Consider the following 22,719-nt stretch of genomic DNA (forward strand, 5'->3'; position numbering starts at 1 on the left):
GTTTCGAGGACCCCCGTCGGCAGTGTCCGACGGGGGTCCTCGCGAGTCCAGGGGTATGCCGCGGCCGAACCACAGGTGGGTAGGGTCGGGTCCGTGCGTGCACCCGAACTGCTCGATCCCGCTTCCAGCGCCTGGACCATCTCTGCCGAGCCCCTCACCGACGTCCTCGCGGACCTCGACGCCAGCGACCTGCTGCTGGCGCTCCCGGTTCCCAGGGGTGGTCTGCCGCCGACGGGCGCCGGCGCGGCAGCCCTGGCGTTGGTCGGCCTCGACGCCGCCGACGTGGTGGCGGCCCACGAACCCAAGGAGGGTGCCGGCTCGGTCACACGGATCCCCCTGGTCCCGGGGGAGCGACCGGCCCGGACCGTGCTCCTGGTGGGAGTCGGTGACGCGAGCCCGTCCGACCTGCGGACGGCCGGTGCCGCCCTGGGGCGGGCTGCCAAGGGGCACGCCTCCCTCGTGACCACCCTCGGCAGCGGCGCCGCCCGAGGTGCGCAGTCGGCCTTGGCCGAGGGACTCGCGCTCGGTGGCTACTCCAGCCCGCGATGGGTGGGCGACGACGCCGAGCCGGCGACCGGTCCGGCGGGGGAGATCGCGCTGGTCGGCTCCTATGACGAGCCCTCGGTCCGGCACTCGGTCGTGCGCGCCAGAGCCACGATGCTGGCTCGGAACCTCGCGGTGGTTCCGTCCAACATCAAGAACCCCGCCTGGCTCGCCGCCCAGGCGAGGACCCTCGCAGGCCGGGCCGGGCTAGACGTGGTGGTGTGGTCCGAGAGGGAGCTGCGCGCCGAGGGGTTCGGCGGTCTCCTGGCCGTCGGTGCCGCCTCTGCGTCGCCTCCCCGACTGGTCCAGCTCGACTACGCACCGCAGGGCGCGACGGCCAGGACGCCGAGAGTCGTCCTGGTGGGCAAGGGAATCACCTTCGACACCGGTGGGCTCGACATCAAGCCTGCCGAGGGCATGCTCGCGATGAAGACGGACATGAGTGGTGCGGCGGTCGTCCTCGCCGTGCTCGCGGCCTGTCGCGAGCTGGCCGTACCGGTGAAGGTGACCGGCCTGCTGGCGCTCGCCGAGAACGGCGTCGGCGGCGCGGCATACCGTCCCTCGGACGTCATCACGCAGTACGGCGGACGTACGGTCGAGATCGGGAACACCGACGCCGAGGGGCGGATCGTGATGGCCGACGCGCTGGCTTATGCCGACCTGCGCCTCGACCCCACGGTGCTCCTCGACATCGCGACCCTGACGGGCGCTGCCCGCGTGGCGCTGGGGCGGTCGATGGCTCCGGTCTATGCGACCGAGGATTACCTCACCCGCGCCCTCGTCGGGGCCGGCGAGGCGACCGGGGAGCTGCTCTGGCCCATGCCACTCGTCGAGGACTACCGGCCGAGCCTGGACAGCGACGTGGCCGACATCAACCACATCGCGGGCATCGGAGGCGGCGGCGGCTCGATCTCGGCAGCATTGTTCCTGCGCGAGTTCGTGGGTGCGCGACGCTGGGCACATCTCGACATCGCCGGGGTGGGTCGTTCCGACGTCGACCGCGGACTCCTCACCAAGGGCGGGACGGGCTTCGGTGCCCGCCTGCTGCTCACCTGGCTGGAGGAGATGTCATGAACGCGGGATACGGCCTGAGCGTGCGATGGTCCCTGGAGACCGCACCGGACGGCGTCGCCCAGGAGCTGCGTGACTACGTCGTGGGCACGTCGATGGCGAGGTTCATGTTCCTCGACGGGCTCGCCTTCAAGACCTGGCGGATGGTCGAGGGCAAGTGGTTCGAGGGCACCTACGTCTTCGACGAGAAGGTCTACCGCGACGACTTCCAGCGTGAGTTCACCGCGACCGCGGCCGAGTCCGCGGGCAGCGGGATCATCGGGTCCGCCCCGACCCTCATCGAGCCGTTCGAGGTCGTGGCGATCGCCGAGGGTCCGGGTCGGTTCCGTCGCGGCCCCGGTCCGGGCACCGCCTGACCGTCAGCGCTTGACGGCCGCCAGGACGCCGTCACCGACCGGCAGCAGGGCGGGGATCAACCGATCGTCGTCGCGCAGGGCCTTGCCCAGGTCGCGCAGCACCGACGTCTGCTGGTCGCGCGCAGCCGGGTCGGCCACCTTGTCGTGCCAGAGCATGTTGTCGAGCACGAGCACGCCGCCGGAGCGCAGGAGACGAATCCCGTGGCTGACGTACTCCGGGTACTCCACCTTGTCGCCGTCGATCACGACCATGTCGTAGGCGCCGTCGGTCATCCGGGGCAGCACGTCGAGCGCCCGGCCGGTGATGACGCGGGTGCGCTGGTGGGCGATGCCCGCCTCGGCGTAGGCCTTCTTGGCCACGCCCTGGTGCTCGGCCTCCACGTCGATCGTCGTGAGGATGCCGTCTTCGGGCATGCCCTGGAGCAGCCACAGTCCCGAGGTGCCGGCACCGGTGCCCACCTCGACGACCGACTTCGCCTTCACCGCGGCCGCCAGCAGTCGCAGCAGCACCCCCGCACCGTTGCCGACCGGCACGGCACCCAGCTCCTCGCCGCGGCGCCGCGCAGACTCGATCACCTCGTTCTCGGTGACGAACTCCTCGGCGTAGGCCCAGCTGGCCGGCTTCTGTGCGCTCATGCGGCAAACCCTACTGCCGCAAGCACGACGAACCGGGCACGCGGCATACAGGAAACGCTCAGGTTGTTGGGGAACGATGCAAGCCGTTCGGTCGTCTGGACCGAATGCAGGGTGTGCGCGCCGCCAGGCGCCCGACGGAGGTGAGGGACGTGACCGCGACCGACACGATCGGTTCGGCCCGACAGGCTGCCCAGGGGGACGTCCCGGGCACCCAGGAGGCGACCGCGTGGGTGCCCCCGACGTGGGAGGAGATCGTCGAGCAGCACTCCGCGCGCGTCTACCGGCTGGCCTACCGCCTCACCGGCAACCCGCACGACGCCGAAGACCTGACCCACGACGTGTTCATCCGCGTCTTCCGGTCGCTGCACAGCTACCAGCCCGGCACGTTCGAGGGCTGGCTGCACCGCATCACGACCAACGTCTTCCTGGACAAGATGCGCCGCAAGCAGCGGATCCGCTTCGACGCCCTCTCCGACGAGTCCGCCGCGCGCCTGCCCACCCGTGAGGCGGGGCCCGAGGCGACGTTCGAGGCGACCCACTTCGACGACGACGTGCAGCGAGCGCTCGACGCCCTGTCGCCGGACTTCCGGGCCGCTGTCGTGCTGTGTGACATCGAGGGCCTGTCCTACGAGGAGATCGCCGCCACGCTCGGCGTCAAGCTCGGCACCGTGCGCTCGCGCATCCACCGCGGCCGGGCCCAGCTGAGGGAAGCCCTCGCCCACCGTGACCCCACCCTCGCCCGCCCCGCAGTGGACGCCGACCGCGCGTCCGTCGCCAAGCGCCGCCTGCCGGTGCTCGGCCGGGCGGTGCACGGATCGCGATGAACCGCCCGCTGTGGGCAGGTATGCCGGGTGCGGCCCTCGCGGGGGGACGCGGCCGGTGTCTCGGCGACCAGCTGACGGCCTACGCCGACCGCGCCATGGACGAGGCGACCCTGCTGCGGTGGGACCGTCACGTGGTCGCGTGTCAGTGCTGCCGCGGAGCTGTCGACGAGGAGCGGCGCGTGCTGATGGCCCTGCGGTCCTCGCTCGGTGCCGCCGTGCCCGGAGACCTGCGCGGCATGTTGCTCGCCCTGGGCACCCAGACCCCGGGTCGCGCCCCTGACGGTTCGCCTGTCACGTCTGGCCCGTTGCTCCCACCCATCCCGGCCGCGCCCGTGCGGGTCGTCGACCGTGGGGCCCCGGCGCAGCACCGCTCGGCCGGCCGGGCGACCGTCTACGCCGGACTGGCGGCCGGAGCCACGGCCGCGGCGGCCCTGAGCCTCGTGGTGACCGGTGGCCTGGCCCCGACCACGCAGCCGGTCTCTCCGGCGGTGCAGCGCGCCAGGCCGGCGACCCCGGGTTTCGCCACTGCCTCGTTCACCGTTCCCGGGCTCGGCGGCACCCCGTCCGCGACGTCCGTGGCACCCGCCGTGGGCACCGGGCGCGGTCGTTCGGCACAATCGTCTCCATGAGCGACGAGCGAGACCCGGCGGGCGCCGACCAGCCAGTCTCGGCCGACCCCGGCCAGTCCGCTCCCGACCCCCTGGCCGAATCCGCCTGGGACCCCTGGGCGCCCCCGGGGCGAACCGCCGCTGACAGCACCCAGCCGGTCGACCTGTCGCACACCCAGGAGCTCCATGGGGCCACCGGTGTGCCCGCGTCGGGCACTGCACCGTCCGAGCCGCCACCCGTCGACCCGGTCTGGGCCGCTGAACCGACCGGCTGGCCGAGCGACGCCTCGGCACACCAGGCACCCGCCGGACCCGCGCCACACCCCTCGAGCGATCCGGTCACGCAGGCCCCGACAGGCGCGGGCTGGGACCCCATCACCGCCCCCACCGCCGATGCGGGGTATGCCGGCCAGCCGGCACCGTGGGTCGGCCACCACCCGGCGGAGGCCACGGCCCCCCAGCAGAAGGGCCCCGGGTGGGGCGCCCTGGTCGCGGTGGCTGCGGTGGCGGCGCTGGTCGCGGCGGGGCTCGGTGGCCTGTTCGGCGGCTGGCTCGGGGCGACAGGACGGGTCGACTTCGGTTCGCTCGACCGCACACCCTCGTCCATCCCACGCGCCGGCGCCGGTGCCACGTCACGCCCCGAAGGCTCCATCGCCAACATCGCGGCCAAGGCACTGCCCAGTGTCGTGACCATCAAGGTCGACGGCGCCGACGGCGGCGGCACCGGCTCGGGGTTCGTGCTCGACCGGGACGGCCACATCATCACCAACAACCACGTCGTCGCCAGCGCGGCCGGCGGGGGCACGATCAAGGTCGAGCTGTCCAACGGCACCGAGATCGCTGCCACGATCGCCGGCCGGGACGCGTCCTACGACCTGGCGGTGCTCAAGACCAACCGCACCGACCTCGTTCCGCTGGTCATCGGCTCGTCGAAGGACGTCGTCGTGGGGGACCAGGTCATCGCCGTGGGTGCGCCGCTCGGTCTCGAGTCCAGCGTCACCAGCGGCATCGTCAGCGCCCTCAACCGCCCGGTGAGCCCCGGCGGTGACGGCAACCAGCAGTCGTACATCAACGCCATCCAGACCGACGCGGCGATCAACCCCGGCAACAGCGGTGGGCCGCTCCTCAACATGGCCGGCCAGGTGATCGGCGTGAACTCGGCCATCGCACGGATCCCCGGAACCACCGACACCCAGTCGGGCAACATCGGTGTCGGCTTCTCGATCCCGAGCGACCAGGTCCTCAAGACGGCCGAACAGCTCATCAAGACCGGCTCGGCCCAGCACCCGGTGATCGGGGTCGTGCTCGACCGCGAGTTCACCGGTGACGGCGTGCGCATCCTGGCCAAGCCGAGCACCAGCAGCGGCCCGCCGGTCGACCCCAACGGCCCGGCAGGCAAGGCAGGGATCAAGGCAGGGGACGTCATCATCGAGTTCGACGGTCGGCGGGTGACCGACCCCGACGACCTCGTCGTGGCGATCCGCGCCAAGAGCGTCGGCGACGCAGTCTCGATGAAGGTCCGCCGCGGGAGTGAGACGATCAGCGTCACACTCACGTTGTCCGGCTCGGGCAAGTAGCGGCAGGGGCTGGCATGGCGGGCGTCAACGGCTGGGAGTTCATCGCGCTGATCGTGCTGGCCGTGGTGATCCTCGGACCCGAGCGACTGCCTGAGTACGCGTCGAAGCTGGCGCAGCTCGTCCGTCAGGCCCGCGCCCTGGCCGAGGGCGCCAAGGGCCAGCTGCGCGAGCAGATGGGACCGGAGTTCGACGACATCGACTGGCGGCAGTACGACCCGAGGCAGTACGACCCACGCCGGATCGTCCGCGAGGCTCTGCTCGACCCGACGCCGGTCCAGCCCGACGGGGACGGTCCGACCTACTCGACGAGCACGGGCGGCCACGACGCTGCCAGGCCGACGCCGTTCGACGACGACGCCACCTAGACCGGCGAGGCCAGACCCGGGTAGGGGTCAGGAGCGGGAGCTAGCGACCGACGGGGGACAGGCCGAGGGATCGACCGGCGAGTCCGCGCGACCGGGTGCCCAGACCCCGGGCGATGGCCCGCAGCGAGACGGCGGCCGGCGACTCGGGGTCGCGGAGCACGACCGGGGTGCCCTGGTCGGAGCATTCACGCAGGTTGGTGTCGAGGGGGATCTGACCCAGCAACGGCACCTCGGCGCCCACCGACCTGGTGAGCGACTCGGCGACGACCTTGCCGCCACCGGAACCGAAGATCTCCTGGCGCGAACCGTCGGGCAGCTCCAGCCAGGACATGTTCTCGATCACGCCGACGATGCGCTGATGTGTCTGCAACGCAATGGATCCCGCACGTTCGGCGACCTCTGCGGCGGCCTGCTGCGGGGTGGTCACGACGAGGATCTCGGCGTTGGGGATCAGCTGGGCGACGGAGATCGCGATGTCGCCCGTGCCCGGAGGCAGGTCGAGCAGCAGCACGTCGAGGTCGCCCCAGAAGACGTCGCCCAGGAACTGCTGGAGCGCGCGGTGCAGCATCGGTCCGCGCCAGACGACCGGCTGGTTCCCCGGCACGAACATGCCGATCGAGATGACCTTCACCTCGTGGGCGATGGGCGGCAGGATCATGTCGTCGACCTGGGTCGGCCGGTGCTCGACCCCGAGCATGCGCGGCACCGAGAAGCCGTAGACGTCGGCATCGACGACACCGACCCGCAGTCCGCTCTGCGCGAGGGACGCGGCGAGGTTCACGGTGATCGAGGACTTGCCGACACCACCCTTGCCGGACGCCACGGCATACACGCGGGTCAGCGAACCGGGCTTGGCGAAGGGGATCTCGCGCTCGGCGTTGCCGCCACGCAGCTGGGTGCGCAGGGCAACGCGCTGCTCGTCGCTCATCACCCCGAGGGTGACGTCGACGGCGGTCACGCCGGGCACCTTGGCCAGGGCGGCGGTGGTGTCCTTGGTGAGGGTGTCCTTCATGGGGCAGCCCGAGACGGTGAGCAGGATGGTCACGGCCACGCGGCCGGTCTCGTCGACCGTCACGCTCTCGACCATGCCGAGCTCGGTGACCGGCTTGCGGATCTCCGGGTCGATGACGGTCGTGAGCGCCTGGTGCAGGGCGTCGTCGGTCACCGTGGCGGGAGCGTCGGTCGGGCTGGGGGACATGCCCCCATGCTAGGTCGCGCCCTGGTCCTTCGAAGAACCGGTGGGTCCGCTCACGCTGTCATCTGGCTCACGTCGCCGGACCTCCAGCCCACGGTCCTCGAGCTCCTCGAGCAGGCCCCGCAGCTCGGACCGGAGGAAGTCGCGGGTGGCGGCGTCGCCCATGGCGTGCCGCAGCGACGCCACCTCGCGGGTGAGGTACTCGGTGTCGGCGAGGTTGCGCTCGTCGCGGGCACGGTCCTGCTCCAGGGCGACGCGGTCGCGGTCGGCCTGACGGTTCTGCGCGAGCAGGATCAGCGGCGCGGCATACGAGGCCTGGAGGCTGAGCATCAGCGTGAGGAAGATGAACGGGTAGTTGTCGAAGCGCCAGTCCTTGGGCGAGACGAGGTTCCAGGTCAGCCAGAAGGCGACGAACACCGTCATCGCGAGCAGGAACTGGGCGGTGCCCATGAATCGAGCGAACTGCTCACTCCATCGCCCGAACGTCTCCTGGTTCATGGCGGGTCGCGGCAGCAGCGCCCGGCGGGTCTCGCGGGGCTGGTCCAGCCGGCTGGAGGCCATCCTCCGGTCGCGCTCAGCCATGGGTCACCTCGTGGCGTTCCTCGCGCCAGTCGTCGGGAAGGATGTGGTCGAGCACGTCGTCGACCGTGACGGCGCCGATGAGCCGGCCGTCGCTGTCGACCACCGGGACGCCGACCAGGTTGTAGGTCGCCAGCATGCGGGTGACCTTGCCGAGCGGAGCATCGGCCCGCAGCGGTTCGATCTCCTTGTCGAGGATGCTGCCCACCGCGCCGTGCGGCGGTTCGCGCAGCAGCCGCTGGATGTGCACCATGCCGAGGTACTTGCCGGTGGGTGTCTCGTGCGGCGTCCGGCAGACGTAGACGGTGGAGGCCAGCGCGGGAGACAGCTCGACGCGACGCACGACGGCCAGGGCCTCGGCGATCGAGGCCTCTGGGCCGAGGATGACCGGCTCGGTCGTCATCATGCCGCCCGCGGACTCCTCGTCGTAGGTCAGCAGCCGGCGCAGGTCGGCGGCCTCGTCGGGCTCCATGAGCTGGAGCAGCTCCTCCTGCTTCTCCGCCGTGAGGTTGTGGAGCAGGTCGGTGGCGTCGTCGGGCTCCATCGCCTCGAGGACGTCGGCGGCGCGTCCCACGGGCAGCGTCTCGAGGATCTCGACCTGGTCGTCCTCGGGCAACTCCTCGAGGACGTCCGCGAGCTTGTCGTCGGCCATCGCCTCGGCCACCTCCGCGCGACGCTTGGGCGACAGGTCGTGGATGACGTCGGCGAGGTCGGCGGACTTCAGGTCGTCATAGGTCTCGAGCAGCATCGCCGCCGACTGTCCGGCCGTGGACTGGTGTATGCCGGTGACGTCCTCGACGGGGACGAGCACCGTGGCGCCGCGGCGACGCCGGAACGCGCCGAGCGAGCCGCGGGCGGCACCTTGGCGCACGTAGACCTTGGACATGGCCCAGTCGCGGCTTCGCTCCTGTTCGATCGCGACGTCCTCGACGGTGGCCTCATAGGCACCCTCGGGGTCGTTGACCGTGACCGGCCGCTCGAGGATCTCGGCCATCACGAGCACCTCGTTGGTGCGCTGCTCGAAGCGACGCATGTTGACCAGACCGGTGGTGATGACCTGGCCACCGTCGACCGAGGTGACCCGGGTCATCGGCACGAAGACGCGACGCCTGCCCGGCACCTCGACCACCAGACCGATGATGCGGGGGCGGCGACGGGAGGCCCCGAACGTCACGACGACGTCGCGAACGCGCCCGACCTGGTCACCGAGCGGGTCGAACACGCTCAGGCTGGTCAGGCGGCCGACGAAGACGCGCGACGGAGTGCTCACGCGGCCAAGGTTATCCGTCCGGTCAGCCGTCGTCGGGGAGGCGGTTGCCGCGCCGTCGGCGCGGTCGTCCGCGCCAGTGCCAGGGACGCCAGGTCGCCGTCGTCGCCTCGCTCGGCGGCACCGGCGCCGCACCCGAGGTCGTGGGGTACGAACCGGGTGCCTCGAGGGGGGCGCCGAACGGCTGCAGGGCACGCACGGTGCACTCGCGGGCCCACCGGTCGACGACGTCGTCGGTCGGACCGTCGTTGCGGGTGTTGAGGCGTCCTGCCTTGAGGGCCTCGGTGGCCGAGGCCCAGCGCTCGTCGGCGGGCCCGACCTCGTGGACCGTCGCCTGCACGGTCAGCAACCGACCGCCGGTGTCCTTGCTGCGCAGGATCAGCCGGACCTGCTCGGGCAGCCAGGGCAGGGTCTGCTCGCCCGGGCCCGACACGGCATACACGGTCTCGTCCGCCCAGGCGTGCCAGAACGGCCACGCGCGGTCGTCCGGTGGCTGAACCCACATCAGCCCGGACTTGGTGGCGGCTTCGGCGAACAGCGCGGTGACGTTCAGCGGCGCCGGGGCTGCGGGAGCGTCGGCAGCGGGCTCTCGCGCGGGCTCGGTCACACGTGAACTGTGTCATAACCGCCACGTGACTGTCGCTGCTAGCGTCGCCGCGTGCGCAGCCCCAAGGACTTCTTCGCCCCTCTCGCGGTGGGTGCTCCGGCGCCCCTCACCCAGGTGCCCTCCCGCCCCTCACGAGTGATCCACTTCTTCGACCCGAGCAACGACAAGATGGCCGCCAAGGTCCCGGCGATGGTCGGCACGGTCGACGTGCTGCTGGGCAACCTCGAGGACGCCGTCAAGGCGGACCAGAAGGAGGCGGCCCGCGCCGGTCTGGTGGCCATCGCCAAGGCCACCGACTTCGGCGACGCGACCCAGCTGTGGACCCGGGTCAACTCCCTCGACAGCCCGTGGGTGCTCGACGACCTCACCACGCTCGTCACCGAGATCGGCGACAAGCTCGACGTCATCATGGTCCCCAAGGTGCAGGGGCCGGAGGACATCCACTACGTCGACCGGCTGCTCGCCCAGCTCGAGGCGCGCGCTGGGCTGCAGCGGCCGATCCTCGTGCACGCCATCCTCGAGACGGCGCGCGGCGTGGCCAACGTCGAGGCCATCGCCGGCGCGAGTCCTCGCATGCAGGGGCTGTCGCTCGGTCCGGCCGACCTCGCCGCGGACCGCCGCATGAAGACCACCCGGGTCGGTGGGGGCCACCCCGGGTACATCGTCCGCCAGGACCCTCCGGTCGGCGTGGAGGACGCGGTCAATGCGCCGCGAACCACCTACCAGCAGGACCTGTGGCACTACACGATCGCCCGCATGGTCGATGCCTGCGCGATGCACGGGATCTTCCCGTACTACGGCCCGTTCGGGGACATCAAGGACGTCGTGGCCTGCGAGGACCAGTTCCGCAACGCCTTCCTGCTCGGCTGCGTGGGCACGTGGTCGCTGCACCCCGTGCAGATCGAGATCGCCAAGCGGGTCTTCAGCCCCTCGGCCGAGGACGTCGCGCACGCGCGCCGGGTGGTCGAGGCGATGGGCGACGGCACGGGCGCCGTGATGCTCGACGGCAAGATGGAGGACGACGCGTCGCTCAAGCAGTGCCAGGTGATGCTCGAGCTCGCCGAGCGCCTCGCGGCCACCGACCCGCAGCTCGCCGCCCTGTATGCCGCTGAGCCGGCTCCCGGCGAAGGTGCCGGTGCCTGACGTGGCGAAGACACGCGAAGCCGGCGCCCCGGCATACCGGCCACGTCGTTCGGTCCTCTACATGCCCTCGTCCAACGAGCGGGCCCTGGAGAAGGCGAAGACCCTCCCGGTCGATGCCCTGATCCTCGACCTCGAGGATGCGGTGGCGCCGGACGCCAAGGAGCAGGCGCGCGAGAACGCCTGCGCCGCGGTGCGGTCGGGCGAGTACGGCCGCCGCGAGCTGACGATCCGCGTCAACGGCCTCGGCACGCGGTGGCACGACGCCGACCTGGGCGCCGCGTGTGCGGCGGGTCCGGACGGGATCGTCGTCCCCAAGGTCGGCTCGGCCGACGAGGTGCGCGCCCTGGTGGCGGCCATGGAAGCGGCTGGGGCTCCCGAGCGCACCCGCTTGTGGGCGATGGTCGAGACGCCCGCGGCTGTGCTGCACGCGGAGGAGATCGCCCGGGCGTCAGACCGCCTCGCCTGCCTGGTCCTCGGCACCAACGACCTCTACAAGGAGCTGGGGGCCTCGTTCGCCCCGGGGCGCGCGGCCATCTCGGTCAGCCTGCAGCTGGTCCTGCTCGCCGCGCGGGCTGCCGGTGTCGCCGTGCTCGACGGGGTCTACAACGACGTCAAGGACGCCGACGGCTTCCTCGCGGAGGCAGGGCAGGGACGTGAGATGGGGTTCGACGGCAAGACCCTCATCCACCCCGGCCAGGTCGACCCGTGCAACGCGGCGTTCGCGCCGAGCCCCGCAGCCGTGGAGGACGCGCGCGCGGTGATCGCGGCGTTCGAGTCGGCGCAGGCGGAGGGACGTGGGGTCGCGACACTCGGCGGCCGGCTGATCGAGAGCCTGCACGTCGAGACGGCCCAGCGGGTGCTGGCCATCGACAAGGCCATCGCGGCGCTGGCCGACCAGACCTGAGCCGCTCGACCGGCGGGACAAAAGGTGGGCGGGCCGAGGCAACCTTTGCGCTCTCGGCGGCGTCTAGGTGAGTGCGGTCGTCCTCGGGGGAGGGCGACCGCGCCATGTGCCGCCCACGGTTTCGACGGTCACGATTCGGCGCGGGGGACAACCGGATCGCCCTCGCGTGCGTCACCATGACTGACAAGGCGTTGCCAGCGGACAGCGGTCTGCCGGCCAGGGAAGGGGAGTCGATGGATCGCAAGGACGTGGGAGCCCGCACCGCTCTGGCAGCAGCCGTGCTGGCCGGGGTGCTCGCGTTGAGCGCCTGTGGCGGGATCACGTTCGGGCAGAACACCTCGGCGACGCCGTCGGCTGCGCAGGGCACGACCCCCGTGCCGGACCCCTCGTCCCCTGTCGTGGACCCAGCGCCCAGCGACACGGTCACGTCCACGAGCCCGGCGCCGTCGACCACCACACCCGCGCCCAAGCCGACCCCCAAGCCCTCGCCCAAGCCGACCCCGAGGCCGATCCCCACGGCGGGTGACACCCTCCACGCGGGCGACTCGGGTCCGTACGTCAAGCAGGTCCAGCAGCAGCTGTCGGCCCTCGGCTACTGGAACGGCTCGGCCGACGGGTCCTACGGCGGACTCACCTCCCAGGCGGTGATGGCCCTGCAGAAGGCGGCCGGCCTGGGCCGTGACGGCGTCTTCGGTCCCTCGACGCGACGTGCCCTCCAGAACGGCGTCCGCCCGCAGTCCCGCACCGGTGGCACCGGCATCGAGATCGACAAGGCCCGCCAGCTGCTGCTCGTCGTGCGGGGCGGCAGGGTCACCCTGATCCTCAACACCAGCACCGGCAGCGGTCAGCCGTACACCAGCCAGGGCACGACCCGGGTCGCCACCACGCCGGCCGGCAGCTACAGCGCGTACCGGGCGGTCAACCACCTCGACAAGGGTCCGCTCGGTGACCTGTGGCGTCCGCGGTACTTCAACGGCGGTATCGCCGTCCACGGGGCGGGCAACGTGCCCGGCTACCCGGCCTCGCACGGGTGCGCGCGGGTGAGCAACCCCGCGATGGACATGATCTGGGCCGCCAACCTGATGCCGCTCGGCAGCTCCGTCACCGTCTACTGACGGTCGAACTGGTCGCGGACCCAGCGCAGCTGGGCACCGCCATGGCTCGTCCAGTAGTCAGCCGTGTGTCCGCCCTCGTCGAGGGTCAGCTTCGCCGAGGGAAGTGCCGTCGCGAAGGCCTTGTTGCCCGGCACGAACGGGTCTGAGCGGCCGCAGTCGAGCCGCACCGGGATCTGGCGCAGGACCTGGGTGCGGCTGGGGTCGAAGACGTCGTGGGCCTCGAAGTCCTCCGCGTCGTCGAAGGCGCCCGCGGCACTGAGCCCCGGGGCGGTCCACAGCGCAGCGCTCTCCGCGACGACGGCGGCGACCCGCTTCGGGCCGAGCTGGCTGGCGAGCAGCAGCGACCCGTAGCCGCCCATCGACCAGCCGAGGAAGGCGACCTTCCCGGCATACCCCGTCTCGCGCTGGACGAGGGGCAGGAAGTCCTCGACCACCATGGCCCCGGTGTCGACGCCCGCGCGGCGCGCGTGCCAGTAGTAGTCGCCGCCGTCGACGGAGGCGAGCGTCAGGCGCGTGGAGATCACGTGGTCCTGGAGGTTCATGATCCGGAACGCGTGGCTCGCGTCGCCGCCCTTGCCGTGCAGCACGACCACGACCGGCCTCTGGTCGGCGGCACCCTCGGTCTGCTGGGCGATCCGCCACGTGATGTCGCGGCCGGGCCAGTGTTTGCTCGTCAGGGACCCGGAGCGGACCTCGACCGCGGACGGGCCACACCCCGCGACACCCAGGGCAGCCGCACCGGCCACCCCGCCGAGGAGGGTGCGGCGGGTGATCGTGGCCATGACTTCACCCTAGGGGCGAGAACGGCCAGACCTCGGTATGCCGCGTTGCCGGCTACCAGCGCGACGTCGCCTCCGCGACGAGGTCGCCGAGCAGCTCGCCCTCGTCGACCTCGAGACCCTTGGCGACGAACCACCGGCACATGTTCGCGACGTCACGCTCGAGGAACTCGAATCCGCGCGGGTTGCCGATGATGTCGACGATCTGCGGCCAGTCGATGATGACGAGGCGCTCGCCGTGGAGCAGGACGTTGTAGGGCGACAGGTCACCGTGGGTCCATCCGCGCTGCGCCAGGACGACCATCGAGCTCCGAAGCTGCTCGAACAGGTCGGCGAGCAGCCCCGGCTCGGGCCGGGTCTGGGAGAGGCGGGGGGCGGCCTCGCCGTCGCTGCCGATGAACTCCATGAGCATCTCGCGGTCGCTCAGCTGGACGGGGTAGGGCACGGGTAGCCCCATGTCCCACAGCGTGCCCAGGGCCTCGAACTCCGCGACCGCCCACTGCCCTGACAGCAGCTCCTTGCCGAACTCCGTGCGACGAGCCATCGCACGCATCTCGCGGCTGCGACGGACTCGGCGCCCCTCGTGGTAGCCGGCGTCCCGGTGGAACATGCGGTGCTCACCGGTGCGGTAGCGCTTGGCCGCGAGGAACGAGTCGACGGCAGGCGTGGTGGTGCCGTCCGGCATCCAGCGCCGGACGATGTGGACGTCGGCCTCCTTGCCCGTCTTGAGGACGCCGAGGTCGGACTCGACGGCGCCGAGTGCGGTGATGACCCAGTCGGGCCGGGGTTGCGGACCGTGCGTGGCACCGTCCCAGCTCGACCAGCGCTCACCCTCGGGGGGTGCGTCGGGAAGGCTGTCAAACGAAAAGGAGATGTGCTCCTGGAACTGCATGGGTGGACTCCAGACAAAGAAGGGAAAGGGCACGGGATGCGCCCAGGACCGTCGTGGACATCTCGTGCCTCCATTCCCCCTCGAGAGGGAGTCGTGCGCGCGGCTCTGTGCCGCGCGGCATACCCGGAGAGCGTGACAGACGCGGCGCCCCTCCCGCCACCGAATTAACCGCGCCCCACCTTTATCGGGTCTAGGGACAAAGGGATGCTTCACCCCGGAACCGTTCCAGGGTGAAGCCGACACAAGTCCCTAAACCCGATAAAGGTGGGGTCTGGGTGGGGAGGCTCACATGGCGGGAACCTGTGCTGGGACTGGGGCACTCGGCATACTCGCGGGAGGTCCATTTCCCGCTGACCGCGACGACCCGGTCACGAAATCGCAAGGTGGCGAACCACATGTCCCGACTCCAGCAGACCGATGGCCTGACCGAGGAGCAGACCGAGCTCGTGAAGCTCGTGCGCGAGTTCGTCAACGAGCAGATCATCCCCGTGGCGCAGGAGCTCGAGCACAAGGACGAGTACCCCACCGAGATCGTCGAGGGCATGAAGGAGATGGGGATCTTCGGGCTGATGATCCCCGAGGAGTACGGCGGCCTGGGGGAGTCGCTGCTGACCTACGCCCTGGTCGTCGAGGAGATCGCTCGCGGCTGGATGTCGGTGAGCGGCATCGTCAACACCCACTTCATCGTCGCCTACATGCTGCTGCAGCACGGCACCGACGAGCAGAAGCAGCGCTACCTGCCCAAGATGGCGACGGGCGAGATCCGCGGCGCGTTCTCGATGAGCGAGCCGGGGCTGGGCTCGGACGTGTCGGCCATCAAGACCAAGGCTGTCCGTGACGGCGACACCGACAACTGGTCCATCACCGGCCAGAAGATGTGGCTCACCAACGGCGGCAGCGCGAATCTCGTTGCGGTGCTTGTGAAGACGGACCTCGGCGCCGACTCGGTCTACAAGAACATGACGACCTTCCTGATCGACAAGACCGCCGGGTTCGGCGAGACGGCGCAGGGCGTCACCATCCCAGGCAAGATCGACAAGATGGGCTACAAGGGCGTCGACACGACCGAGATGGTCCTCGACGGCCACCGGACCACCAGCGCCCAGATCCTCGGTGGTGAGCCGGGCAAGGGCTTCTACCAGATGATGGACGGCGTCGAGGTGGGTCGCGTGAACGTCGCAGCCCGCGCCTGTGGCGTCTCGATGCGGGCGTTCGAGCTCGGCATCTCCTACGCCCAGCAGCGCGAGACGTTCGGCAAGAAGATCGCCGAGCACCAGGGGATCCTGTTCCGCCTCGCCGACATGGCGACCAAGGTCGAGGCCAGTCACCAGATGATGGTCAAGGCGGCCCGGCTCAAGGACTCCGGCGCGCGCAACGACCTCGAGGCCGGCATGGCCAAGTACCTCGCCGCCGAGAACTGCGCCGACGTGGTGGAGCAGAGCTTCCGCATCCACGGCGGCTACGGCTACTCCAAGGAGTACGAGATCGAGCGCCTCTACCGCGAGGCCCCCATGCTGCTGATCGGCGAGGGCACCGCCGAGATCCAGAAGATGATCATCGGCCGACGCCTGCTCGAGGACTTTGCATTGAAGAAGTGATGGCGAGGGTATGCCGCGGGGCCGGCCCCGCGGCATACCCACGTCGCGATCGGGTGCCGATCAGCGCACTCCCAGCCGGCTTTGACACACTGGTGCCATGAGCACGCAGCCGAATGCCATGGCGAGGTCCCGCGCGGTCCTGGCGCTGGAGTACCCGATGTCCCTGGGCCGCTACGACACCTACGCCAAGGCGCAGAAGGCCGTGGACTACCTGTCGGACCACGAGTTCCCGGTGCAGAACGTCCTCATCGTGGGCACCGACCTCAAGCAGCTCGAACGGGTGACCGGCCGGCTGACCCGGCAGCGGGTCGCCATCGGCGGCCTGGTCTCCGGCGCGTGGCTGGGTCTGTTCGTCGGGCTGATCTTCTCGTTGCTCGATACCAGCGGCGGCGCAGGCCTGGTGGGCGTGCTGCTGACGGTGGCCTTCGGAGCGGTGTTCGGGCTCGTGTGGGCCCTGATTGGCTACGCCCTGACCGGCGGCAACCGCGACTTCACCTCTGTCATGCAGGTCGTCGCGACCCAGTACGAGGTGCTGGTGGAGCACAAGTTCGCTGCCCAGGCGCGTGAGCTGCTGACGACGATGGACCCGATGGCCGCGGCACAGGCCCAGGTCGACGCGGCGCGCGAGGCCGAGCGTCAGCGTGCTGCGGGCCAGCAACCGCCGCCGCCCTCCGCCTGACCCGCGGCACGGCCGGCATACGTCATCGGGGCGCACGGCATACGCAATCAACCGTAGGCAAGTCCGCGCTGCGGGGAGCACACTGCTAGAGGCATCCGCACCGCTGTCTCGCAGCCCGGCTCTCGACGGGAGACCCCCATGGCCCGGTCAGCCGACGTCCCCGTCGACCCCGTGCAGTCGGTCGACGCGGCCACGCTGGCGGACCGGCTGCGCGAGACGCACGAGCGGCTCGCGGCGGTCAACGAGGTGCTCTCGGCGGTCGGACGATCCGCAGGGGACCCCGAGACGGTGCTCGCCACGATCGTCGACAGCGCCCGGCGCCTGTGCCGCTCCGACGCCGCGCAGCTCTGCCTCCTCGACGACGACCGCATCTTCCAGCTGATCAAGGCGGTGGGCATCAGCGACGAGGCCATCGCCTACATCGCCGAGCACCCGCTGCCGCTGGACCGGGCCACGCTGATGGGTCGGGTTGCGCTGGACCGCAGGGCCCAGCAGATCGAGGACGTCGTGGCGGACCCGGAGTACGGGCGCCTCGACCTGCAGCGGGTCGCGGGTTTCCGGACGACCATGGGCGCCCCCCTGATCGTGGACGACGAGGTCGTCGGGGCGATGGTGCTGTGGCGCAACGAGGTCAGCCCGTTCGCCGAGCGGGAGCTGTCCATCGTCACGGCGTTCGCCGGTCAGGCGGCGCTGGCCATCAACGGGGTCCGCCTGGTGCAGGAGCTCCAGGCCGGGCGGGCCGAGCTCGCGCGCAAGGTGGACCAGCTCGAGGCGCTCGCGGAGATCGGCCAGGCGATCAGCTCGACCCTGGACCCGGACGAGGTGCTCGGCACCATCGTGCTCCACGCCGTCGAGCTCTCCGAGGCCGACGGCGGCTCCCTCATGGAGTTCGACGAGGACTCGGGCTTGTTCCGCGTCCGGACTGCCTACGGGACCGGCCCGGAGGTGATCCAGGCACTGAAGGAGACCCGGATCCACGTCGACGAGACGCTCGTCGGCCGAGCGGCCCTGTCCGGCAACCCGATCCAGGTCCCCGACCTGGGTGATGTCGAGCTGGATGCGCACCTCAAGGTCCTCCACGACAACGGGTGGCGCTCGCTCGTGGCCATCCCCATGGCGCGGCCCGACCGGATCGTCGGTGTGCTGGTCGTGCGCCGCAAGACCACCGGTGCCTTCACGGACGAGACGTGCGACATGCTGGCGGCCTTCGCGAGCCAGTCTGCGGTGGCCCTGATCAACGCCCGGCTCTACCGCGAGCTGGAGCGCCAGCGGGCCGAGCTGGCGGTCACGAGCGAGCACAAGTCCGAGTTCCTGGCGAGCATGTCGCACGAGCTCCGGACGCCGCTCAACGCCGTCATCGGGTTCTCGGAGGTCCTGCTCGAGCGGATGTTCGGGGACCTCAACGAGCGGCAGGAGGACTACCTGCAGGACATCCTCGGCGCTGGCCGCCACCTGCTCGACCTGCTCAACGACGTCCTCGACCTGTCCAAGGTCGAGTCCGGCCACATGGAGCTGGAGCTCACCACCTTCCCGATCGCCGACGCGGTCAACCAGGTCCTGTCGTTGCTGCGCGAACGAGCCGGACGGGGCGGCATCGACCTGCGCCCCGACATCGCTGCGGGCCTGTCCCACGTCACCGCCGACCAGCTGCGGTTCAAGCAGGTGCTGCTCAACCTCGTTGGCAACGGCGTGAAGTTCACGCCCGAGGGTGGCACCGTGACCGTGTCGGCGTCGCGCGAGGGGGACGAGCTGACCGTGACCGTGACGGACACCGGCATCGGGATCGCGGAGGGCGACCGGGAGCGGATCTTCGACTCGTTCCAGCAGGGTCCCCGCACCCCCTCGGTGACCGAAGGCACCGGCCTCGGCCTCACCCTCACGCGTCGCATCGTCGAGCTGCACGGCGGCCGGGTCTGGCTCACCAGCGAGGTGGGGGTCGGCAGCACCTTCGGCTTCGCCCTGCCGCAGCCGGCGGCCGCGCCGCACGAGGCGCAGCAGGCTTGGACCCTCCCAGCCGTGGACGACACCCGGCCGACGGTCGTGGTGATCGAGGACGACCCGAGCTCGTCCGAGCTGGTCGGCGTCCATCTCACCGCGGCGGGCCTGCGGCCGGTGCCGGTGCGAAGCGGCGAGGAAGGTCTCGAGGCGATCCGGGCGCTGCGGCCGACAGCAGTGGTCCTCGACATCCGGCTGCCCGGCATGGACGGCTGGGACGTCCTGGGCCAGATCAAGGCCGACCCGGAGCTCGCGGGCACTCCGGTGGTCGTCGTCTCCGTCCTGCCGGACCGCGGTCGCGGCTTCGCCCTCGGCGCGTCCGACTACCTCCTGAAGCCGGTCGCCCGCGAGGTGCTGCTGGGAGCGGTATGGCGCGCGGTCGCCGACCACGCGGACCATGCGGGTGCGGGTGCGGGCGCCGGGAGGGAGGAGCGCACGCTGGTCGTCATCGACGACGACCCGCGGGCACTGGAGATCGTGCGCGCGACGCTCGAGCCCCAGGGCTGGCGGGTCGCGACGTTCACCCGCGGGGCCGAGGCACTGAGGTCCATTGCGGCCCTCGCGCCGAGCGTGGTCCTGGTCGACCTGCTCATGCCCGACACCGACGGGTTCGCCGTCATCGACGCGCTGCGTGCCGACCCCACGACCGCCGCAGTGCCGGTGGTGGTCCTGACGGCCAAGTCGCTCACGCAGGATGACCGGGCGCGGTTGCAGGGGCGGATCGAGTTCGTGGCCTCCAAGAGCCAGCTCGACCTCGGGGTGCTGGCCCGACGGCTGGCCCAGGTAGCCACCACGCGCGGCGGCACCGCGGGCGTGACGGAAGCGGCGGGCGCGACGGAGGCGGCGGGATGAGCGAGGGAACCGTGCTGCTCGTCGAGGACAACCCGCGCAACCTGAAGCTGGCGCGCGATGTCCTGGAGTACGCCGGGTTCACGGTGACCGTCGCCACGACGGGCGAGGAGGCGGTCATCGAAGCGACCCGGACCCTGCCGGACCTCATCCTGATGGACCTCCAGCTGCCCGGGATCAGTGGTCACGCGGCACTGGTCCGGCTGCGGGACGACCCCCGCACTGCGGCCATTCCCGTCGTGGCGCTCACTGCCTTCGCGATGCGGGCGGATCGCGAGCACGCCCTGTCGACGGGCTTCGACGGCTACCTCGAGAAGCCGATCAACGTCCGTGACTTCCCCGACCAGGTGCGCAGCCACCTGCGCGCCGGTCGGTCGGGGGGTCTTCGTGACTGAAGTGGCCGGCACGGTCCTGGTCGTCGACGACCTCCCCCAGAACCTGCGCCTCATGGACGCGGTGCTCTCGCCCCGTGGGTACACCGTGGTGGGTGCCAGCTCCGGCGAGGAGGCGTTGGAGCTGATCGCCGCCCACCTGCCGGACGTGATCCTGCTCGACGTGATGATGCCGGGCATCGACGGCTACGAGACGTGTCGGCGCATCCGCTCGGACCCGGCCACGTCCTTCCTCCCCGTCGTGATGGTCACGGCCAGTGGCGACGCGGAGCGGTTGCGTGCACTCGAGGCCGGCGCCGACGACTTCATCACCAAACCCCTGGACCAGCCCGAGCTGCTGGCGCGGGTGCGCTCCCTGGTCCGGGTCAAGCGCTACCACGACACCGTGACCGCCCAGGCGGAGGCGCTCGCGTCCTGGAACCGCGAGCTGGAGGCCCGCGTGAGCGCCCAGGTCGAGACCTTGGAGCGGTTCGGACGACTGCGCCGGTTCCTGTCGCCACAGATCGCAGGGCTGGTCGTCGACAGCGGCGACGAGTCGTTCCTCCAGAGCCACCGATGTGAGATCACGGCGGTGTTCACGGACCTGCGCGGCTTCACACCGTTCGCGGAGACGGCCGAACCCGAGGAGACGATGGCCGTCCTGAGGGAGTACCACCTGGCCCTGGGGGAGCTCGTCTTCGCGTACGAAGGGACTCTCGAGCACTTCGCCGGTGACGGGTTGCTGGTCTTCTTCAACGATCCCGTTCCCTGCCCGGATGCCCCGGAGCGTGCCGTGCGGATGGCCGTTGCCATGCGGGAGCGGGTGACCGAGCTGGCGCAGGCCTGGCGAAGCCGCGGTCACGACCTCGGCTTCGGGGTGGGAATCGCGCAGGGGTACGCGACCCTCGGCCGCGTGGGCTTTCCCGGGCGGTACGACTACGCGGCCATCGGGACGGTGACCAACCTTGCCGCACGGCTGTGCTCGGAAGCGGCCGCCGGCCAGATCCTGGTGACCCAGCGGGTGCTGACAGGCGCCGGGGCCACGGCGACGAGCCGGAGTGTGGGGCCACTGGCGCTGCGGGGCTTCAGCCGACCCGTGGACGCCCACGAGATCCTCGGACTGACGAATGCGGAGGTAGTGCAATGACGACCACAGCGGAGGGCACGATGTCCGGTCGCACCCTCGACGACCTCGACGACGCGGCCCGGAACGCCGCCTTCGACGCCCTCCAGGCCCGGATGCCCGAGGTCTGGCGGGCGATCGGGACCAACGCGGCGGACGAGTCCGTGGTGGTCATCCCCTCGATGACGGTGGACCGGGTCGTCGCGAGCTCGGGCGGCATGAACCAGGCCCTGGAGGAGCGCTTCCTGTTCCTCCTCCTGCTGCTGCGCCAGCCGCGACTGCGCATGGTCTATGTCACCTCGATGCCGATCAACCCGATGGTCGTGGAGTACTACCTGTCGCTGCTGCCGGGCGTGATCCCGAGCCACGCCAGGGCACGGCTGTCCCTGGTCTCCATCGGCGACACCGGCCCTGAGCCGCTGACCGAGAAGCTCCTGGCCCGGCCCCGCGTGCTCGCGCAGATCAGGGCGCTCGTCCCGAACCGGTTGCGCTCGCACCTCATCCCCTACAACACGACCGAGCTCGAACGTGACCTGGCGCTCGTCCTGGGGATCCCCATGTATGGCGCGGATCCTCGGCTCTTCCCCCTCGGGACCAAGACGGGGTGTCGCCGCCTCTTCGGCGAGGCCGGTGTGTCCTATCCCGCGGGGTACGAGGACCTGCACTCACGGGCGGACCTCGAAGCGGCCCTGCAGTCCCTGCGCCACGACCGACCGAACGCGAGCGGTGCGATGGTGAAGCTCAACGAGGGTGTCTCCGGCGCGGGCAACGCCCTCGTGCGACTCGACGAGCTCCCCCCAGTGGGTGCCGCGGACGAGTCCGCGGAGCTGGCTCGCCGCATCGACGAGATGGAGCTGGAGGACACGCGGATCTCGGTGGACACCTACCTCGCCAAGCTCCTCGAGCGCGGCGGGATCGTCGAGGAGCGCATCGCCGGCGACGAGATCCGCAGCCCGAGCGTCCAGCTCAGGGTCACCCCTCTCGGTGAGGTCGAGCTGCTGTCCACCCACGACCAGATCCTCGGTGGCCCGAGCGGGCAGTCCTACCTCGGCTGTCGCTTCCCCGCAGACCCGGAGTACGCCGGGCTCATCACTCGCGACGCCCAGCGGGTCGGGGACCTGTTGGCCGAGAAGGGCGTGCTGGGACGGTTCGCCCTCGACTTCGTGACGGTGCGCGAGGGCGACTCGTGGACGGCGCACGCCATCGAGGTGAACCTGCGCAAGGGCGGGACGACCCACCCGTTCCTGACCCTCCAGTTCCTCACCGACGGCCGGTACGACGCCGAGGAGGGGCGGTTCGTCACGCCCAACGGCGAGGAGCGACACCTCGTGGCCACGGACCACCTGCAGGACCCGAGCCTGCGCGGGCTGCGGGTCGAGGACCTGTTCGACCTCGTCGCCCGGGCCGGCCTGCACTTCGATCAGGCCCGGCAGACCGGCGTCGTCTTCCACATGATGAGTGCCCTGACGGCCTACGGACGGGTGGGGATGACGGCGATCGGGGAGTCGCCCGCGGCGGCGGACCAGCTCTACGCCGCCGCCGAGGGCGCCCTGCTCGAGGAGGCCCGCGCCGCCCTGCGGGCCGACCCCGTCCCCTCCTGACCCCCGTCCCCTCCTGACCCCCGTCCCCTCCTGACCCCCGTC

Annotated in this window: 22 protein-coding genes; 15 read left to right on the forward strand and 7 right to left on the reverse strand. The window is 71.0% G+C overall.

Translation table 11 applies throughout. The features are described 5' to 3' along the window. Positions 1-93: 93 nt before the first annotated feature. Positions 94-1,617, forward strand: a complete 1,524-nt coding sequence (locus tag AC1DWR_RS07710; protein ID WP_477624142.1) for a leucyl aminopeptidase family protein — start codon at positions 94-96, stop codon at positions 1,615-1,617. After that, the gene (locus AC1DWR_RS07715) at positions 1,614-1,970 is read left to right on the forward strand and encodes a hypothetical protein (RefSeq protein ID WP_477624143.1); all 357 of its coding nucleotides are present in this window, start codon (positions 1,614-1,616) and stop codon (positions 1,968-1,970) included. Before AC1DWR_RS07710 ends, AC1DWR_RS07715 begins: the two co-directional genes overlap by 4 nt. A gap of 3 nt (positions 1,971-1,973) precedes the next feature. Here the strand turns inward: AC1DWR_RS07715 and AC1DWR_RS07720 are convergent, their stop codons facing one another. Further along, complete coding sequence (locus AC1DWR_RS07720; protein ID WP_477615631.1) at positions 1,974-2,606, reverse strand: O-methyltransferase; 633 nt, start codon at positions 2,604-2,606, stop codon at positions 1,974-1,976. Between the two features lie 149 nt (positions 2,607-2,755). Between AC1DWR_RS07720 and sigE the strand changes: the two genes are divergently transcribed. From sigE to AC1DWR_RS07740, 4 genes are read left to right on the forward strand one after another with little or no spacing between them, the layout of a single operon-like run. Next, on the forward strand, positions 2,756-3,430 hold the full coding sequence (gene sigE, locus AC1DWR_RS07725) for an RNA polymerase sigma factor SigE (protein WP_477624144.1): 675 nt from the start codon (positions 2,756-2,758) through the stop codon (positions 3,428-3,430). Continuing rightward, a complete protein-coding gene (locus AC1DWR_RS07730; RefSeq protein ID WP_477624145.1) occupies positions 3,427-4,059 on the forward strand; it encodes an anti-sigma factor in 633 nt (210 codons plus the stop codon). Before sigE ends, AC1DWR_RS07730 begins: the two co-directional genes overlap by 4 nt. Beyond that, positions 4,056-5,615 (forward strand): S1C family serine protease, encoded by a 1,560-nt coding sequence (locus AC1DWR_RS07735; protein WP_477624146.1) that lies wholly within the window; start codon positions 4,056-4,058, stop codon positions 5,613-5,615. The genes AC1DWR_RS07730 and AC1DWR_RS07735 overlap by 4 nt, the downstream gene beginning before the upstream one ends. A 14-nt stretch (positions 5,616-5,629) precedes the next feature. Next, positions 5,630-5,980, forward strand: a complete 351-nt coding sequence (locus AC1DWR_RS07740) for a twin-arginine translocase TatA/TatE family subunit (protein ID WP_477615635.1) — start codon at positions 5,630-5,632, stop codon at positions 5,978-5,980. Positions 5,981-6,020: 40 nt separating this feature from the next. Here AC1DWR_RS07740 and AC1DWR_RS07745 read toward each other — a convergent pair whose 3' ends face one another. The 4 genes from AC1DWR_RS07745 to AC1DWR_RS07760 are packed head-to-tail and all read right to left on the reverse strand — an operon-like array spanning position 6,021 to position 9,628. After that, on the reverse strand, positions 6,021-7,178 hold the full coding sequence (locus tag AC1DWR_RS07745; protein WP_477624147.1) for an Mrp/NBP35 family ATP-binding protein: 1,158 nt from the start codon (positions 7,176-7,178) through the stop codon (positions 6,021-6,023). Between the two features lie 9 nt (positions 7,179-7,187). After that, positions 7,188-7,757, reverse strand: coding sequence for a DUF1003 domain-containing protein (locus tag AC1DWR_RS07750; protein WP_477615637.1), 570 nt, complete (start codon positions 7,755-7,757; stop codon positions 7,188-7,190). Then, positions 7,750-9,024 (reverse strand): magnesium transporter MgtE N-terminal domain-containing protein, encoded by a 1,275-nt coding sequence (locus AC1DWR_RS07755; protein WP_477615638.1) that lies wholly within the window; start codon positions 9,022-9,024, stop codon positions 7,750-7,752. The genes AC1DWR_RS07750 and AC1DWR_RS07755 overlap by 8 nt, the downstream gene beginning before the upstream one ends. Positions 9,025-9,046: 22 nt before the next feature. Further along, the gene (locus AC1DWR_RS07760; RefSeq protein WP_477624148.1) at positions 9,047-9,628 is read right to left on the reverse strand and encodes a hypothetical protein; all 582 of its coding nucleotides are present in this window, start codon (positions 9,626-9,628) and stop codon (positions 9,047-9,049) included. A gap of 51 nt (positions 9,629-9,679) precedes the next feature. On the opposite strand from AC1DWR_RS07760, the gene AC1DWR_RS07765 reads away from it, so the two are divergent. The 3 genes from AC1DWR_RS07765 to AC1DWR_RS07775 all read left to right on the forward strand — a co-directional run bounded on the left by AC1DWR_RS07765 (position 9,680) and on the right by AC1DWR_RS07775 (position 12,790). Further along, the gene (locus AC1DWR_RS07765; protein WP_477624149.1) at positions 9,680-10,771 is read left to right on the forward strand and encodes an HpcH/HpaI aldolase/citrate lyase family protein; all 1,092 of its coding nucleotides are present in this window, start codon (positions 9,680-9,682) and stop codon (positions 10,769-10,771) included. A 1-nt stretch (position 10,772) separates the two neighbouring features. Beyond that, a complete protein-coding gene (locus AC1DWR_RS07770; protein WP_477624150.1) occupies positions 10,773-11,675 on the forward strand; it encodes an HpcH/HpaI aldolase/citrate lyase family protein in 903 nt (300 codons plus the stop codon). A 233-nt stretch (positions 11,676-11,908) separates the two neighbouring features. After that, entirely contained in the window at positions 11,909-12,790 is an 882-nt protein-coding gene (locus tag AC1DWR_RS07775) for a L,D-transpeptidase family protein (RefSeq protein ID WP_477624151.1), read from the forward strand. Here the strand turns inward: AC1DWR_RS07775 and AC1DWR_RS07780 are convergent. Further along, complete coding sequence (locus tag AC1DWR_RS07780) at positions 12,784-13,572, reverse strand: alpha/beta fold hydrolase (RefSeq protein WP_477624152.1); 789 nt, start codon at positions 13,570-13,572, stop codon at positions 12,784-12,786. The two genes, AC1DWR_RS07775 and AC1DWR_RS07780, sit on opposite strands and share 7 nt — an antisense overlap. A gap of 52 nt (positions 13,573-13,624) precedes the next feature. Then, positions 13,625-14,461 carry a serine protein kinase RIO gene (locus tag AC1DWR_RS07785; RefSeq protein WP_477624153.1) on the reverse strand — a complete coding sequence of 279 codons (837 nt, stop codon included), beginning with the start codon at positions 14,459-14,461 and terminating at the stop codon, positions 13,625-13,627. A gap of 395 nt (positions 14,462-14,856) precedes the next feature. Here AC1DWR_RS07785 and AC1DWR_RS07790 point away from each other — a divergent pair, with 395 nt between their 5' ends. The 6 genes from AC1DWR_RS07790 to AC1DWR_RS07815 all read left to right on the forward strand — a co-directional run bounded on the left by AC1DWR_RS07790 (position 14,857) and on the right by AC1DWR_RS07815 (position 22,677). Further along, a complete protein-coding gene (locus AC1DWR_RS07790) occupies positions 14,857-16,059 on the forward strand; it encodes an acyl-CoA dehydrogenase family protein (RefSeq protein ID WP_477624154.1) in 1,203 nt (400 codons plus the stop codon). 97 nt (positions 16,060-16,156) lie between these two features. Then, the gene (locus AC1DWR_RS07795) at positions 16,157-16,738 is read left to right on the forward strand and encodes a YflT domain-containing protein (RefSeq protein ID WP_477615646.1); all 582 of its coding nucleotides are present in this window, start codon (positions 16,157-16,159) and stop codon (positions 16,736-16,738) included. 138 nt (positions 16,739-16,876) lie between these two features. Then, positions 16,877-19,585 carry a response regulator gene (locus AC1DWR_RS07800; protein ID WP_477624155.1) on the forward strand — a complete coding sequence of 903 codons (2,709 nt, stop codon included), beginning with the start codon at positions 16,877-16,879 and terminating at the stop codon, positions 19,583-19,585. Continuing rightward, positions 19,582-19,977, forward strand: coding sequence for a response regulator (locus AC1DWR_RS07805; RefSeq protein WP_477624156.1), 396 nt, complete (start codon positions 19,582-19,584; stop codon positions 19,975-19,977). The genes AC1DWR_RS07800 and AC1DWR_RS07805 overlap by 4 nt, the downstream gene beginning before the upstream one ends. After that, positions 19,970-21,100: a response regulator gene (locus AC1DWR_RS07810; RefSeq protein ID WP_477624157.1), complete on the forward strand. Its 1,131-nt coding sequence runs from the start codon at positions 19,970-19,972 to the stop codon at positions 21,098-21,100. Before AC1DWR_RS07805 ends, AC1DWR_RS07810 begins: the two co-directional genes overlap by 8 nt. Beyond that, positions 21,097-22,677, forward strand: a complete 1,581-nt coding sequence (locus AC1DWR_RS07815) for a peptide ligase PGM1-related protein (RefSeq protein ID WP_477624158.1) — start codon at positions 21,097-21,099, stop codon at positions 22,675-22,677. Before AC1DWR_RS07810 ends, AC1DWR_RS07815 begins: the two co-directional genes overlap by 4 nt. Positions 22,678-22,719 lie beyond the last annotated feature (42 nt).

It is taken from the genome of Pedococcus sp. P2_E2 (assembly GCF_056403955.1).